Source organism: Caballeronia sp. LZ029, assembly GCF_031451275.1.
GTDB lineage: Bacteria > Pseudomonadota > Gammaproteobacteria > Burkholderiales > Burkholderiaceae > Caballeronia > Caballeronia jiangsuensis.
Genome location: NZ_JARUXO010000004.1, coordinates 609,031 through 623,397 on the forward strand (window position 1 = coordinate 609,031; position 14,367 = coordinate 623,397).

The following is a 14,367-nucleotide window of genomic DNA, read 5'->3' on the forward strand; positions in this document are numbered from 1 at the left end:
CTTACGTTTCGATCGATGTCAGCGCGCGGGCGGTTTGTCGGCTGCATTCGCCATTTCTTCGCCGTCGTGCGCCGCGTCATTCACGTTCCATCCGCCGCCCAGCGCCTTCACGAGCGCCACCGATACGGTGCGCTGCTGCCCGTGAATCTGCACGTCCTGACGCTCGCTCGTGAGCAATTGCTGCTGCGCGGTGATCACATCGAGATAGGCGACGAGGCCGCCCGAATAGCGATCGTTCGCGAGCGAAAGCAAGCGCCGCGCATCTTCGACCGCCGCGTGCGACTGGTTCGCCGCGCCGTCGAGCACCGACAATCCGACGATGCCGTCCTGCACTTGCTGAAACGCGCCGAGCACGGTCTGCCGATAATTCGCGACGGCCGCGACATAGCCCTGATTCGCGAAGTCGACGGCGGCCGAACGCCGTCCGCCATCGAAGACGACCTGGCTCGCCATCGTGCCGATGGTCCACAAAAGGCTCGGCGCGGAGAAGAGGCTGGAGAACGCGGTGCTCTCCCAGCCGACCGTGCCGTTCAACGTGAGGCTCGGAAAGAACGCCGCCTTCGCGACGCCGATCTGCGCATTGGCGGCGGCCATCGCGCGCTCGGCCGAGGCGACATCGGGCCTGCGCTGCAACACGTCGCTCGGCACGCCGAGTGGGATCGGCGGAAGCGGGCGCTCGGTCAGCGCGGGCGCAATCGAGAATTGCGGCGCGGGCGTGCCGACGAGCGCGGCGATCGCGTGCTCGAATTGCGCGCGCGTATTCAGAAGCAGTTGCGCCTGCACGCGCGTCTGGTCGAGCAGCGCCTGTTGCTGCAAGACGTCGAGGCCGGATACCGCGCCCAGATCGTGTTGCGCTTTCACATAGTCGAGCGCTTTGTTCTGAAGATCGACGGAGCGGTTCAGCACGTCGATTTCGGCGTCGAGCTCGCGTATCGAGAAGTAGTCGCTCGCGAGATCGGTGGTCAGCACGAGTCGCGCGTTCGCGAGATCGTCGCGCGACTGGTCCGCCGACGCACGCGCGCCTTCCACCTCGCGTCGAATGCGGCCGAAGAGATCGACGTCGTAATCGACGGTCGGCGCGAGCTTCAGATCGTTCTGCACGGTCGAGCTGTTCGGCGTCGCGTAGTTGTTGACGGGCCGGTTGCGCGAAATGCGCGAGCGCGACGCGTTCGCGCCGAGATCGATTTCGGGCAGCGCGAGCGAGGACGTCTGTGCAAGCGTCGCGCGCGCCTGAGCGTAGTGCGCGCTCGCGGCGGCGAGCGTCTGGTTTTGCGCGAGCGCCTGCGTTTCGAGGCCGGTCAGCGTGTCGTCGTCGAATGTCTGCCACCAGCCGAGCGCAAGCGGCGCATGCGAAGGCTCGCCCACGCGCCAGTACGAATCCGTCTTCCATGTCGGCGGCGTTTCGGCGACGGGCCGGCGATAGTCAGGCCCGACCGTGCACGCGGCGAGCATCGAAACGAGCGTGATGCAAAGCGCGGCTTTCATGATGTGGCCTTGTTACCCGAAGCAGGCTGCTGTTGCTTCTGCTGCGGCGCGATCACGACATGATCGCCATCCGCGACCGAATCGCTCGGGTTGATGATGACCTTGTCCGTCGCGTCGATGCCGCTCTCGATTTCGAGCGACTGCCCGAGATCCTGCGCGATCACGATCTTGTGCAGACGCACGTGCCCGTCGGCATCGACGACCGCGAGACGCGGGCCTTCCGAGCGGAACAGCAACGCATTGCCCGGCACCAGCAGACGCGCATGTGCGGTTGCTGGCACCGCAACCTGCACATACGCGCCGGGACGCAGGCGGCCATCGGGATTCGACAGCGTCACTTCGACCTGCAACGAACGCGTGGGCACGTCGATCGCGCCGGAGATGTGCGTGATCTTGCCGTGAAACTGCTGGCCGGGCAGTTCCGCCTGCGAGACCGTCACGTCCTGTTCGAGCGAAACGTTCTGCGCATACGCCTGCGGCATTTGCACGAACACGCGCAACGGATCGGACTGCGCGAGCGCGAAGAGCGCGCGGCTCGTGCCGCTGCCCGCATCGATGAGATCGCCCACATCGACATTGCGTTGCGTGACGACGCCCGCGAACGGCGCGACGATGCGCTTGAACGATTCGAGCTGACGCAGGCGCTTCACGTTGGCATCCGCCGCGGCGAGGTTCGCGACGTCCTGGTTGTAGGTGCTTTGCCGTTCGTCGAGTTCCTGTTGCGACACCGCATCGCGCTGACGCAATTGCTGCCAGCGTTCGAGCGAACTCTTGGCGAGACCGAGGCTCGACGCCGTCTGATCGCGTTGCGCGACCGCCTGCGCGAGTTCCTGATCGATCTCGGGCGTATCGAGATCGGCGAGCACCTGGCCTTGCTTCACGCGCGCGCCGATATCCACATACCAGTGCAGCAGATAACCCGTCGCGCGCGCATAGATAGGCGATTCGACGAAGCCGCGCAGCGTGCCCGGCAAGGTCGTTTCACCACCGCCATCGGTTTGCGTCGGCAACACGACGTTCACATACTGCTGCGCGTTCTGCTGCGTGCGCGAGGCGATCGAGCGGCTATGCAGCACGTCGGTGACGACGGTGCGCGCCGCGCCGATCGCGAGCAACGCGAGCACGATGACGAGCGCGATCTTCGCGCGCTTCCATTCGACCTGGCGCGGCGGCAGCGCGGGCCCTTCGTTCGGGTCGCGAGCGGGAATCGCAAGCGATGCGTGGTTCTTTTCGGTCATGTTCGTCGGGATGCTGTGATGTCAGTGTTGGCCGCTGCCGTTTTCATGCTGCGCCGGGCCTTTGCGCGCGGCGCGGCGCGCGAGACGCGCGTGGATGCCCGCGAAGACGAGCGGCACGAAAAAGAGCGTGGAAACCGTGGCGAAGAGCAGGCCGCCGATCACGGCGCGGCCAAGCGGCGCATTTTGCTCCGCGCCTTCGCCGAGACCGAGCGCCATCGGAATCATGCCGATGATCATCGCGAAGGCGGTCATCAAGACGGGGCGTATGCGGCTCGCGCCCGCTTCGAGCGCGGCGGTGAGCGGCGGCATGCCGGCGTTCAGACGCTGACGCGCGAACGACACCATCAGAATGCTGTTCGCGGTCGCGACGCCCATCGTCATGATCGCGCCGGTGAGCGCGGGCACGCTTAAGTGCGTGCCGGTAAGAAAGAGCATCCAGATGATGCCGGCGAGCGCCGCGGGCAACGCACTCACGATGATGAGCGGATCGACCCACGACTGGAAGTTCACGACGATCAGCAGATACACGAGCACGATCGCCATCGCGACGCCGAGGCCGAGGCCGAAGAACGACGTGCGCATCGTTTCGACCTGACCGCGCACGACGATCTGGCTGCCGCGCGGAAGCGTCTTGCGCGCTTCATCGACGAGATGATTTACCTGCCGCGCGACGCCGCCGAGATCGCGCCCTTCGACGCTCACGAAGAGATCGATCACGGGCCGGATGTTGTAGTGCGTGACCACCGCGAACTGATTCTCCGGCGCGATGCGCACCAGATTGCCGAGCAGTTGCGTCGGGCCGTTGATCGATGCGGACACCGGCGTGCGCAGCAGCTCGTCGATCGATGAGATCTGATACTGCGGCGTCTGCACCGCGAGGTTGTACTCGACGCCATTGCGCGAATTGAACCAGAAGCCCGGCGCGGTTTGCGAACTGCCCGACAGCGAAACGAGCACGTTCTGCGCGACGTTGCTCGCGGAGAGATTCAGTTGTTGCAGGCGTGTGCGATCCATCTGCAGGTTGATCGCGGGTTCATCGAGCTTCTGCTGGATGTGCGTATCGACATTGCCGGGAATCATGCGGACCTGCTTCATCAGCTTGCTCGCGACTTCGAAGTTCGCCTGTGCGTTCTGCCCTTGAATCTGCACGTCGATGGCGGCGGGCAGGCCGAAGTTCAGGATTTGCGTGACGATGTCCGCGGGCTGAAAGAAGAACTCGACGCCAGGAAAGCGGCGCGGCAGCAGCGCACGCAATTCGTCGATGTATTTTTGCGTCGGCGCATGATCGGGATTGAGCGCGACCTGGATTTCGCCGTCGAGCGTGCCGATCGTTCCTGCATTGCTGTACGAGAGATTGATGCCGCTATAAGGCAGGCCGAGGTTATCGAGTATGGTGGCGAGTTCGTCCTGCGGCACGATCTGGCGCACGACCTTTTCGACTTCATCGGCGAGACGCGCGGTTTCCTCGATGCGCGTGCCGGTCGGCGCACGCATGTGCATGCGGATATCGCCTGCATCGACGCTCGGAAAGAAGTCCTCGCCGAGCACGAACACGAGCGCCGTCGAGAGCAGACAGAAGCCGAGAAAGAGCGTGGCGAACAGGCGCCTCTTCACGAGCAGCGTCGACAGAATGACGATATACGCGCCGCGCATGCGTTCGAAGCCGCGATCGAAACGGCGATGCAGACGCATGAAGAGATTCGGCTTCGCTTTCGAATCGGGCGCGTGGGCGTGTCCCATCAGAAGCATCGCGAGCGTCGGAACGAGCGTGCGCGACAGAATGTACGACGCGATCATCGCGAACACGACGGCTTCCGCGAGCGGCACGAACAGGAACTTGGCGACGCCGGTGAGAAAGAACATCGGCACGAACACGATGCAGATGCATAGCGTCGAAACGAGCGCGGGCACCGCGATTTCGCCCGCGCCTTCGAGAATCGCGTCATGCAGATTCGTGCCCAGATGCAGATGGCGTTCGATGTTCTCGATCGTCACCGTCGCATCGTCGACGAGAATGCCGACCGCGAGCGCGAGGCCGCCGAGCGTCATGATGTTGATGGTCTGCCCGAGCGCATGCAGCACGATCAATGACGAGAGTATCGAGAGCGGAATCGAGATCGCGATGATGCACGTGCTGCGCCAGTTGCCGAGAAAGAGCAGGATCATCGCGGCGGTGAGCGCGGCTGCGATCAGCGCCTCGCGCACCACGCCCTGCACGGCGGCCTTCACGAACACGGACTGATCGAAGAGCGCGCTGATCTTCAGATCGGGCGGCAGCGACGCGCGCGCTTGCGGCAACAGATCCTGCAGCGTGTTGACGATGGAAAGCGTCGATGCGTTGCCGTTCTTCAGCACCGAGATCAGCACGCCGCGATGCCCGTCCTGCCGCACGATATTGGTCTGCGGCGAGAAGCCGTCGCGCACGTGCGCGACTTCGCGCAGATAGGTCGTCGCGCCGTTGATGGTGCGCACGGGAATATCGTTCAGACCCGCGACGGTCGCGGGCGAACCGTTCATGTTGATCGTATATTCGCGCGGGCCGATCTTCGCGGTGCCGGTCGGCAGGATCAGGTTCTGCGCATTGACGGCCTGCACGACATCGGTCGGCGTGAGCCCCTTGGCGAGCAGCGCGCGCGTGTCGAGATCGACGGAGATGAGGCGCGTCTTGCCGCCATAGGGATAAGGCACGGCCGCGCCGGGTATCGTCACGAGTTGCGGACGCAGGAAGTTGAGCGCGGTGTCGTTCAGATCCTGCTCGGACTGCTTCGGGCTGGATAGGCCGAGCTGGATCACCGGAATGCTCGACGCCGAATAGCTGATGACGAGCGGCGGCGTCGCGCCCGGCGGCATCTGCTTCAGTTGCGCCTGCTCGACAGCGACGGTCTGCGCGATCGCGGTCTGGATATTCGCCGTCGGCTGCAAAAAGAGCTTGATGATCGCGATGCCCGGCAGCGATTGCGACTCGATATGCTCGATGTTGTTCACGGTGGTCGTGAGACTGCGCTCGTTGACCGACGTGATGCGATTGGCCATGTCCTGCGAGGACAGGCCCGTGTAGTTCCAGATGATGCTGACGACGGGAATATCGATTTCGGGAAGCACGTCCACCGGCGTCGTCAAGAGGACGAAGGGCGTCGCCAGCAGAATCATGATGGCCATCACGATGAACGTGTAGGGCCGCTTAAGCGCAACGTTGACTATCCACATTGAGTCGTTCGGAAGATGCTGGGGAAGGGCGCTGCGAAAGAGGCGAGTGCGGCGCGCGAGACGCAATGACGGAACGAGGCGTGCGGTTCGCCATCCGTGTCGCTATGGTAGTGGCCGGGTGCCAACGACAATATGACGTGAATATGGCGCGACTGTCAGATAAGGCGATTTGAAAGCAAGCTTGCGAAAGCGCGCGGTAGGAATGCGTGCTTGTTATTGAATAGGGGGGAATAGCGCAACTTATGCGCCGGTAACTGTGTGTGCTGGAATGCAACGAGACGGCGCGGGATCATTCGCGGTCGATGGGAGCCGCGCGTGTCTCTTCGATAGGAATGTCTGCGTGCTTATTGCGGCGTCTGGCCGAGCGGTGTCGTCGACATCGTGCGTCCGGAAGACGAGCTGCCATCCGTTGAAGCGCCATATGCGCTTTGCGTGCTGACCTTCGCTTCCGCTGCCTGGATGTCGGTGGGATAGAAGGCGTCGCGCTCGGACGGGTTATAGCCGGCCTGCTCGACGCGTTGCAGGTCCTGTCTGACCTGTGCGCGCGTCAGGCCGTCGGACTGTTGTGCGAGCGCGGTCAGCGGTGCGACGGCGAGCGCGATCATGGCGATGCGTGTGACCAGTTTCATGGCGTACTCCTCATGTGTTTGAAGGATGAACGCGGCGTGCGGGTGTGCGATTTGCAACGTCGGCACGCTTACCACAGCCACCACTGGATTCTATGTGTAGCACCGTGACGACATGCTGGCGATCAGATGGCGTTATCGTCAGATTGGAGCGCGCGCTGAACACGAGGAAGAAGCATCGAAGGGCTGTCTGAAATCGCGTGTGGCCGATGATAGACTCGCCCGCGAGAGCGGTTTGTAAGCCACTTAAAATCAGGAACCGATAAATTGCCTTTCAATCTGCCGACCACGGCCACAGCGCCGTTTTGTCCATCGGAAGTCAAAGGCTCGGTGGCTGTTTCGCCGGGCGCGCCGCTCTGGAAAAAGCTGCTGCAATTCGCGGGACCGGGCTTGCTCATTTCCATCGGATACATGGACCCTGGCAACTGGGCGACGGACATCGAAGCCGGATCGCGTTATGGCTATAACCTGCTGTTCGTGGTCGTGCTGTCGAGTCTCGCGGCGATGGTGTTGCAATGCCTTTCGATGCGGCTTGGCATCGTCACGGGAAAGGATCTCGCGCAGCTTTCGCGCGAGCGCTATGCAAAGCCCGTCGCGAATGTGCAATGGATGCTGGCGGAGTTATCGATCATCGCGTGCGATCTCGCGGAAGTGCTCGGCGGCGCGCTCGCGTTTCACTTGCTGTTCGGTGTTTCGCTGATATGGGGCGTGGTGCTCACCGCATTCGATACGCTCATCGTGCTCGGATTGAAGGGCAAGAACTTTCGCGATCTCGAAGCGATCATGCTCGGGCTGATTGCGACGATCGGCGTGGGTTATGTCGTCGAGCTCGTGCTCGTCAAGCCGCATTGGCCTTCCATCGCCGCGGGGCTCGTGCCTTCGATTCACGCGTTGAGCGAGCGCGAACCGCTCTATCTCGCGATAGGCATTCTCGGCGCGACCGTGATGCCGCATAACCTGTATCTGCATTCCTCGATCGTGCAGACGCGCGTCGTGAATCGCGATGCGAAGAGCCTCGCGTCGGCGATCCGTTTCTCGCGGCTCGACACCATCGTGTCGCTGGTTCTTGCGCTGCTCATCAATGCGGCGATCCTGATTCTCGCGGCATCGGCGTTCCATGCGACGGGGCACACGCAAGTCACCGAAATCGAGGATGCGTACAAGCTGCTTGCACCGATCGTCGGCACCGGACTTGCCGCGGTTCTTTTTGCGGTGACGCTATTCGCGTCGGGGCAAAGCTCTACGTTCACCGGAACCATCGCGGGGCAGGTGATCATGGAAGGGTTTCTGAACCTGAAGATTCCCTGCTATCAGCGCAGGTTCATCACGCGGGCGCTGGCGCTCGTGCCGGCGTTGATCGGCGTATATGTGATGGGGAACGGCGCGGTCGGAAAGCTGCTGGTCGCGAGTCAGGTCGTGCTGAGCCTGCAGTTGCCGTTCGCGCTTTATCCATTGATTCGGATGACGAGCGATCGAAGCCTGATGGGGGCGTTCGCGAACAAGCCGCACATGAAGCTTGTCGCGTGGGCGCTGTTCGTCGTGATCAGCGCGGCGAACATATGGCTCGTCGTGCAGACGGCGACGGAGTGGATCGGCTGATCGAATATGAGCGCCATGCACCGGTCACGTACATGGCGCGCCGCCAATCTCTACTGCGCCGACAGATAGAACGCCTGATCTCGTTGCGGCGTCACGCCGACGATCGTGAGCTGCCCGTTCACGACAGTCGCTTCGACGGACACCGACACGTTGCTGAGAGCACATAACGAGCCCGTGAAATTCAGCGTGCCGTCGAGCAGATGCTTGCCGGTCGAGCGCGGTTTGAAGCTGCCGGTGAACGTGCAGGCGTTCTGCGTGCCCTTGGCCGTGCCGTCGGCGGCGACCGTGATCGTCGAGACCGGCGTGACGCCCGTGCTGCTGGTCCATGCGCGCGCGACGTCGCTGATGGCGATCGGCGTGTCGTATGTCGCGTTGTAGTTGCCGTTGAAGCTCGTGGGGGTCGTGTCCGGGCTGACGAAGAGGCTCGTCGTCGCCGTGAGCGCGCTCTTCGCGGTGAAGTTGCCGGACAGCGTTCCAGCGCGAATCGCGCCAAGCGTGTGAAAGCCGACAGTCGCCGGATCAGTGAACGCACCGTCCGTTGCCGTCATGATGCCTTCGATGAGCCAGACAAACGAACCGTTCTGCGTATAGATACTGAAGTACTGGCCGGTTTCGAGAACGATGGTCTGAGCCGCAAGCGACTGCGACGAATTCACCGAGCCGTACCAGATGCCTTCCGGCAGCGCGTGGGAAGGATTGGGGACGCAGGACTTCGTCAGCGTGCCGAGGTCGGTCTTGCAGGTCTGATCGTCGCCCCCGCCTCCGCAAGCGGCGAGTACGGGCAGGGCGAGCAGCATCAGCTTCGATAAGAGTTTCATAGCGTATTGTTGGTCTTTGTAGTAGGCACGGACTGCGGCTCTCTTTACGGCGCACCGACAAGGGATTAACGGAACATCGGCGGAAAACTTTAGATGCGCGGACCACGCCGCTGAATGTCGAGTGCAAAGCAAAGCGCCATGCCTTTGCAGGCATGGCGCTCTGACCAGATCCGGCGAATCCCTACTTCACCACCGCCACCGGCGCATTCGATTTGGCCGCCACCGCCGACGGAATTGCCGCATCGACAGGCCGCGTCTCATCGACCGTGGTCCGTCCGCCATCGCGGAAGAACGCCTGCTCGGCTGCCTTGTTCAGCACGAGAATACTGATCCGCCGATTCGTGGGCTCATCGACGACATCCTTGTTGAGCGGCAGCACGTCGGCAAGCCCGCGCACCTGTAATACCTTGCTTTCTTTCATGCCGCCCGCGACGAGCGCGCGTCTTGCCGAATTGGCGCGCTCACTTGAAAGCTCCCAGTTCGAATAGCCCGCCTGACTGCCCGAATAGGCCACCGCATCCGTATGTCCCGCGATCGACACGCGGTTATCGACATCGTTCAGCGACGCGCCGATGTTGGTCAGGATCGTCGTCACATAACCTTCGAGCTTCGAGCTGCCGGAAGCGAACATCGGCCGCTTGAGCGAATCGACGATCTCGATGCGCAATCCTTCGCTCGTGATCGCGATGCGAATCTGATCCTTGAACGCGCGCAACGCGGGCATCTGCTCGATGAGCGCCATCAGCTTCTGCTTGAGTTGCTGCAGCTTCTGCAAGTCTTCCATCGCGACGGCCGCGCGCGCGATCGATTGCGGCACGGGCTGCGCCTGGCTCTTCTTGCCTTCACCCGGACGCGTGCTCGACAAGTCCTTGCCGCCGCCTGTGATGACGCTCGTATGCGCCGACGCGCCGCCATCGTTGCCAAAGAGCGCGGAGAGCGGCGTATTGAAGTACTGCTCGATGCCTTCCTTGTCGTACTTCGAAGTCGAGCCGAGCAGCCACATCAGCAGAAAGAACGCCATCATCGCGGTGACGAAGTCGGCGTAGGCGATCTTCCACGCGCCGCCATGATGACCGTGGCCGTGCGCCTTCTTCTTGCGCTTCACGACGACGGTAGGCGCAAGCACTGATTGCAGCGGATCGCGTGATGGTTTCTCAGCCATGATGTCTATGCCGTGAAGTTAGGAAGCCGACTTCGGCATCTTGGTTGCGCGCACCGCGTCGTCGAGTTCCTTGAAGCTCGGACGGTCGGCGGTGAAGAGCACCTTGCGGCCGAACTCGACAGCGATCGTCGGCGCATAGCCGTTCATCGATGCGAGCAGCACGGACTTCACGCACTGGAACGGCTTCGCTTCGGCCGCGCCCTTGGCGTTGAGCAGATCCGCGAGCGGGCCGATGAAACCATAGGCCAGCAGAATGCCGAGGAACGTGCCGACGAGCGCACCCGCGATCATCTCGCCGAGCACCGCGGGCGCTGCACCGACCGAGCCCATCGTGTGCACGACGCCCATCACCGCCGCGACGATACCGAACGCGGGCAGGCCGTCCGCCATCTTCTGGATCGCATTGGCCGCGACAGCGCTTTCGGTGTGATGCGTCTCGAGTTCCTCGTCCATCAGATCCTGCATTTCGAGCGCGTTGACGTTGCCCGCCGACATCATCCGCAGATAGTCGACGATGAAATCGAGCAGATGATGATCGGCCATCACGTGCTCGTACTTCTGAAAGACCGGGCTGGACTCGGGCGCGTCGACATCGGCTTCGAGCGCCATCATCCCTTCCTTGCGCGCCTTCTGAAGCAGTTCGTAGAGCAGCGCGATCAGCGCGAGATACTTCTCTTTCGAGTAGCCGCCGCCCTTGAAGGCCTTCGGAATGGATTGCAGGGTTTTCTTGAGCGTGGCCGTGGGATTCGATACGACGAACGCGCCGATCGCCGCGCCGAAAATACACAGCAGCTCGAACGGTTGCACGAGGGCCGCGAGGTGGCCGCCGACGCCGATGAAGCTTCCGATCACCGAGCCGATAACCAGGACCCATCCGATGATGACAAACATGTTTTCTCCGCAAATGTCCGGGCGCCGCGAGCCGTGCGTGCTCGGGATTGAGGCGCGCACGGCTCGCGACGCATTGTTCGCTTGTTGTGGGGCTTATCGGCTTTTAAGCACCGGACATTTAGGGTGACGCGCGCAACTTTTTCTGCGCAAAGGTTTGCGAAGTAAATCTTACGCTCGTTCGTCAACGCAGCCTCATGCCGTTCGACGCGATTACGTCGCAGGTAATGGATCGCGCGCACGGGCTTCGTCTAACATCGGTCGCATGAACTCGACCCTTGCACACTCCGCCATGCAATCGAGCGTCGGCACGCTGTTGCGCGAATGGCGCCAGCGACGGCGCCTGAGCCAGCTCGATCTCGCCGGCGTCGCGGACGTTTCCACGCGTCATCTGAGCTTCGTCGAATCGGGCCGCTCGCTGCCGAGCCGCGAGATGCTCATGCGCCTCGCCGAGCAACTCGACGTGCCGCTGCGCGAGCGCAATACGTTGCTCGTCGCCGCTGGTTATGCGCCGCTGTATCGCGAACGCGCGCTCGCCGATCCGCAACTCGCCGCCGCGCGCCGAGCGGTCGATCTCGTGTTGAAGGGGCACGAGCCGTATCCTGCGCTCGCCGTCGATCGTCACTGGACGATGGTCGCGGCCAACGCGGCGTTCGCGCCGCTCGTCGCATCGGCGGATGAAGGACTGCTCGCGCCGCCGGTTAACGTGCTGCGTCTGTCGATGCATCCGCAAGGTCTCGCCGATGTGATCGACAACTGGCACGAGTGGCGCGCGCATCTGCTCGCGCGTCTGCGCCGGCAGATCGACGTTTCCGGCGACGCGACGCTCGCCGCGCTCTTCGCGGAACTCGAAGCGTATCCCGCGCCCGCCCATGCCGGGCACGCGACGCGAGCGGACACCGATCCGGTCGTCGTGCCGCTGCGCATGCGCACGCAATACGGCGTGCTGTCGTTCTTCAGCACGACGACGGTCTTCGGCACGCCGGTCGATATCACGTTGTCCGAACTCGCGATCGAGGCATTTTTTCCTGCCGACGACGCCACGGCCGCCGTCCTGCGCCAGCTCGACGATGCGAGACGTTGAGCTTGCGTCGCCGCCCGCATGCTTACAGAATTGAACCTGGTGCGCATGTGCGAATCAATGAGAAGGCAGGCTGCGTGCTAACGGTGCGCAGCCTGTGTCAGCTTTTGTCCAACCAACGCGGAAGGCAGCGATGATTCAAACATTCGAGCAGGTAATCGGCGGGCAAAACATGCAGTTCTGCGCGAGCATCGCGGAAGGTGGCGGACCGGCGCGGGTCATCATCAGCCGTGCGGATTCGGCGGAGTCGCTCGTGATCGTCGAGGCCGACGGCATCATCGGTGCGATCAAGGCGGAAGTCGAAGCGCCCGATACGCTCGTCGCCGATGCCGTGCGCAAGGCGCAGCAGGAAGCGTTGATCGAGCGCGCGCTGGAAACCGGCACCGTGCAGACGACGAGCCTGTAACAGCGTTTCTTCAGGCCAGTCCATCAGGAAGAATGCCCGCGCGGCTCATGCGGCCGCGCGGGCATTGCTTTATCGGCTCGCCAGTCGTTCAGCCGGTCACATGCGCGGCTCGCCGTTCTTCGGATCGGCGGGCACCATCGGCGTGGCGGAATCCGGGCCGTCGGGCATGTCCGGATCGTCGGGGTTCGGCGGGGCGTCCGGGTCGAGCAGCTTGTCCGGGTCCGGTTCGAGAGGCTCTTCGGGGGAGCGAGGCATCGTCGACATGGTGATCTCCTGAATCTTCCTTCAATGGGTGGATCTTCCAGCGCGCTTTGCCTGAACACTGCAACGAGCGTTCCCGCTGCCGCCCGTCTTTATTCGGTTTCGTCGGAAAGCGCGCCGCACGCGCGTTTTTTCGTGGCTTCCGTCTGCGCGCTCGCCGGGTTGCGTACATGACGCGCGATCAGCGCGGCGCCCAGCAACAGCGCGACGGAAATTCCCGCCGACCAGCGCACCGCATCCACGATATGTTCCGCGTTCGGCGCGCCGTCACCGTGCGCCGCGAGCGCGCCGAACGCCGCGACGCCGATCGCGCCCGCCGCCTGTCGCGCGGTATTGAGCACCGCCGACGCCGTGCCCGCGCGCTGCTGGCCGACGGTGCCGAGCAGCGCGGTCGTCATCGCCGGAACCGCGAGGCCCATGCCGGAGGGAATCAGCAGGAACGGCACGAGCAGCGCGGCCGTGGGCGTCGTCGCATCGACGAAAGCGAGCGCCGCGAAGCCCGCTGCATCGAGCAGCGCGCCGGCGATCATCGGGCCGCGCGAGCCGAAGCGCGCCACGACGGGACCGCTCGCCAGGTTCGAGATCAGGAAGCCGCCCGTCAGCGGCAGGAACGCGAGACCGGTCTGCAAAGGCGTATGGCCGAGCACACGCTGCAAATACAGGCTCAAAACGAAGACCATTCCATAATAGGTGAGATTCACGCCGATACCGAAGACGACGGCCGCGCTGAACGTGCGCTCGGCGAAGAGCGAGAGCGGCAGCATCGGCGCGCGGCTTCTGCGTTCGATCGCGACGAACGCGCCGCCCGCCGCCAGCGCGAGCACGAGCCCGCCGATCACGAGCGGATGCGCCGGTCCGAGCGGACGCAGTTCGATCACCGCGCCGACCAGTGCCGCGAGCGCGACGATCGCGAGCGCCTGCCCGGGCAGATCGATGCCGCCCGCCTGTTCGCGGTCTTTCGCACGCGTATTCTCGACCCACACGAGCGTCGCCGCGATGCCTGCCGCGCAGATCGGCAGATTGACCCAGAAGATGCTGCGCCAGCCGAACGCCGCGATCAGCACGCCGCCGACGATCGGCCCCGCCGCGATCGACACCGCGCCCGCCGCGGTCCACAGGCCGACCGCACGCGCGCGCAGGCGCCGGTCGTGGCCGCATGACGCGTTCAGGAGCGCGAGCGAGTTCGGCAGCATCCCCGCCGCGCCGATGCCCTGCAGGGCGCGCGCGGCGATCAGCTGGGTCACATCGCGCGAAAAGGCGCACGCGAGCGAGGCCAGCGCGAAGAGCGCGAGGCCGCCGAGGAACATGCGCCGCGCGCCGAAGCGATCGCCGAGCGAGCCCGCCGAGAGCATGAGCGCGGCGAAGGCGAGCGCGTAACTGTCGACGGTCCATTGCAGGCTCGCGACGCTCGCTCGCAGGTCGTGACCGATGCTCGCGAGCGCGACATTGACGATCGAGACATCGAGTTGAGAAACGACGAAGCCGACGCTGGTCGCCGTGACGACGAGCATCTGTCGCGCGGACAAATGCGTTTCGGATGAGGAAAGGTTCGAGTTCATGCCGTTCATCGTAAGCGCGTCGCGCGTTCGATGTTTC

General features: G+C 63.6%; 12 protein-coding genes. 3 read left to right on the top strand and 9 right to left on the bottom strand.

The genetic code is table 11. From position 1 onward, the window contains the following. Positions 1-18 precede the first annotated feature (18 nt). The 4 genes from QCE73_RS28750 to QCE73_RS28765 form a co-directional block, all read right to left on the bottom strand. Complete coding sequence (locus QCE73_RS28750; RefSeq protein ID WP_309884598.1) at positions 19-1,485, bottom strand: efflux transporter outer membrane subunit; 1,467 nt, start codon at positions 1,483-1,485, stop codon at positions 19-21. Then, positions 1,482-2,723: an efflux RND transporter periplasmic adaptor subunit gene (locus QCE73_RS28755; protein WP_309884599.1), complete on the bottom strand. Its 1,242-nt coding sequence runs from the start codon at positions 2,721-2,723 to the stop codon at positions 1,482-1,484. The genes QCE73_RS28750 and QCE73_RS28755 overlap by 4 nt, the downstream gene beginning before the upstream one ends. Positions 2,724-2,744: 21 nt before the next feature. Further along, positions 2,745-5,930, bottom strand: coding sequence for an efflux RND transporter permease subunit (locus QCE73_RS28760; protein ID WP_309884600.1), 3,186 nt, complete (start codon positions 5,928-5,930; stop codon positions 2,745-2,747). Between the two features lie 344 nt (positions 5,931-6,274). Next, complete coding sequence (locus QCE73_RS28765) at positions 6,275-6,559, bottom strand: DUF4148 domain-containing protein (RefSeq protein ID WP_309884601.1); 285 nt, start codon at positions 6,557-6,559, stop codon at positions 6,275-6,277. A 264-nt stretch (positions 6,560-6,823) separates the two neighbouring features. Here QCE73_RS28765 and QCE73_RS28770 point away from each other — a divergent pair, with 264 nt between their 5' ends. Further along, positions 6,824-8,155 (top strand): Nramp family divalent metal transporter, encoded by a 1,332-nt coding sequence (locus tag QCE73_RS28770; protein WP_035509850.1) that lies wholly within the window; start codon positions 6,824-6,826, stop codon positions 8,153-8,155. A 50-nt stretch (positions 8,156-8,205) separates the two neighbouring features. Here QCE73_RS28770 and QCE73_RS28775 read toward each other — a convergent pair whose 3' ends face one another. From QCE73_RS28775 to motA, 3 genes are all read right to left on the bottom strand, one after another. Next, positions 8,206-8,973 (bottom strand): hypothetical protein, encoded by a 768-nt coding sequence (locus QCE73_RS28775; protein ID WP_309884602.1) that lies wholly within the window; start codon positions 8,971-8,973, stop codon positions 8,206-8,208. Positions 8,974-9,154: 181 nt separating this feature from the next. Next, positions 9,155-10,135: a flagellar motor protein MotB gene (motB, locus tag QCE73_RS28780; protein WP_035509855.1), complete on the bottom strand. Its 981-nt coding sequence runs from the start codon at positions 10,133-10,135 to the stop codon at positions 9,155-9,157. 18 nt (positions 10,136-10,153) lie between these two features. Beyond that, complete coding sequence (motA, locus tag QCE73_RS28785; RefSeq protein ID WP_035509856.1) at positions 10,154-11,026, bottom strand: flagellar motor stator protein MotA; 873 nt, start codon at positions 11,024-11,026, stop codon at positions 10,154-10,156. A gap of 262 nt (positions 11,027-11,288) precedes the next feature. Here motA and QCE73_RS28790 point away from each other — a divergent pair, with 262 nt between their 5' ends. Further along, entirely contained in the window at positions 11,289-12,107 is an 819-nt protein-coding gene (locus QCE73_RS28790; RefSeq protein ID WP_309884604.1) for a helix-turn-helix transcriptional regulator, read from the top strand. A 130-nt stretch (positions 12,108-12,237) separates the two neighbouring features. Continuing rightward, positions 12,238-12,510, top strand: a complete 273-nt coding sequence (locus QCE73_RS28795) for a hypothetical protein (protein WP_035509859.1) — start codon at positions 12,238-12,240, stop codon at positions 12,508-12,510. Positions 12,511-12,606: 96 nt separating this feature from the next. Here QCE73_RS28795 and QCE73_RS28800 read toward each other — a convergent pair whose 3' ends face one another. Together QCE73_RS28800 and QCE73_RS28805 are read right to left on the bottom strand one after the other, a co-directional pair. After that, positions 12,607-12,774, bottom strand: coding sequence for a hypothetical protein (locus QCE73_RS28800; RefSeq protein ID WP_156903131.1), 168 nt, complete (start codon positions 12,772-12,774; stop codon positions 12,607-12,609). A gap of 89 nt (positions 12,775-12,863) precedes the next feature. Beyond that, a complete protein-coding gene (locus QCE73_RS28805) occupies positions 12,864-14,330 on the bottom strand; it encodes an MFS transporter (protein WP_309884605.1) in 1,467 nt (488 codons plus the stop codon). Between the last annotated feature and the right edge of the window lie 37 nt (positions 14,331-14,367).

Excerpts from the sequence above, each read along its gene's own strand:
- QCE73_RS28755 (WP_309884599.1), bottom strand. The coding sequence starts at position 2,723 with ATGACCGAAAAGAACCACGCATCGCTTGCGATTCCCGCTCGCGACCCG.
- QCE73_RS28765 (WP_309884601.1), bottom strand. The coding sequence starts at position 6,559 with ATGAAACTGGTCACACGCATCGCCATGATCGCGCTCGCCGTCGCACCG.
- QCE73_RS28750 (WP_309884598.1), bottom strand. The coding sequence starts at position 1,485 with ATGAAAGCCGCGCTTTGCATCACGCTCGTTTCGATGCTCGCCGCGTGC.
- QCE73_RS28805 (WP_309884605.1), bottom strand. The coding sequence starts at position 14,330 with ATGAACTCGAACCTTTCCTCATCCGAAACGCATTTGTCCGCGCGACAG.
- motB (WP_035509855.1), bottom strand. The coding sequence starts at position 10,135 with ATGGCTGAGAAACCATCACGCGATCCGCTGCAATCAGTGCTTGCGCCT.
- motA (WP_035509856.1), bottom strand. The coding sequence starts at position 11,026 with ATGTTTGTCATCATCGGATGGGTCCTGGTTATCGGCTCGGTGATCGGA.
- QCE73_RS28800 (WP_156903131.1), bottom strand. The coding sequence starts at position 12,774 with ATGTCGACGATGCCTCGCTCCCCCGAAGAGCCTCTCGAACCGGACCCG.
- QCE73_RS28790 (WP_309884604.1), top strand. The coding sequence starts at position 11,289 with ATGAACTCGACCCTTGCACACTCCGCCATGCAATCGAGCGTCGGCACG.
- QCE73_RS28760 (WP_309884600.1), bottom strand. The coding sequence starts at position 5,930 with ATGTGGATAGTCAACGTTGCGCTTAAGCGGCCCTACACGTTCATCGTG.
- QCE73_RS28795 (WP_035509859.1), top strand. The coding sequence starts at position 12,238 with ATGATTCAAACATTCGAGCAGGTAATCGGCGGGCAAAACATGCAGTTC.
- QCE73_RS28775 (WP_309884602.1), bottom strand. The coding sequence starts at position 8,973 with ATGAAACTCTTATCGAAGCTGATGCTGCTCGCCCTGCCCGTACTCGCC.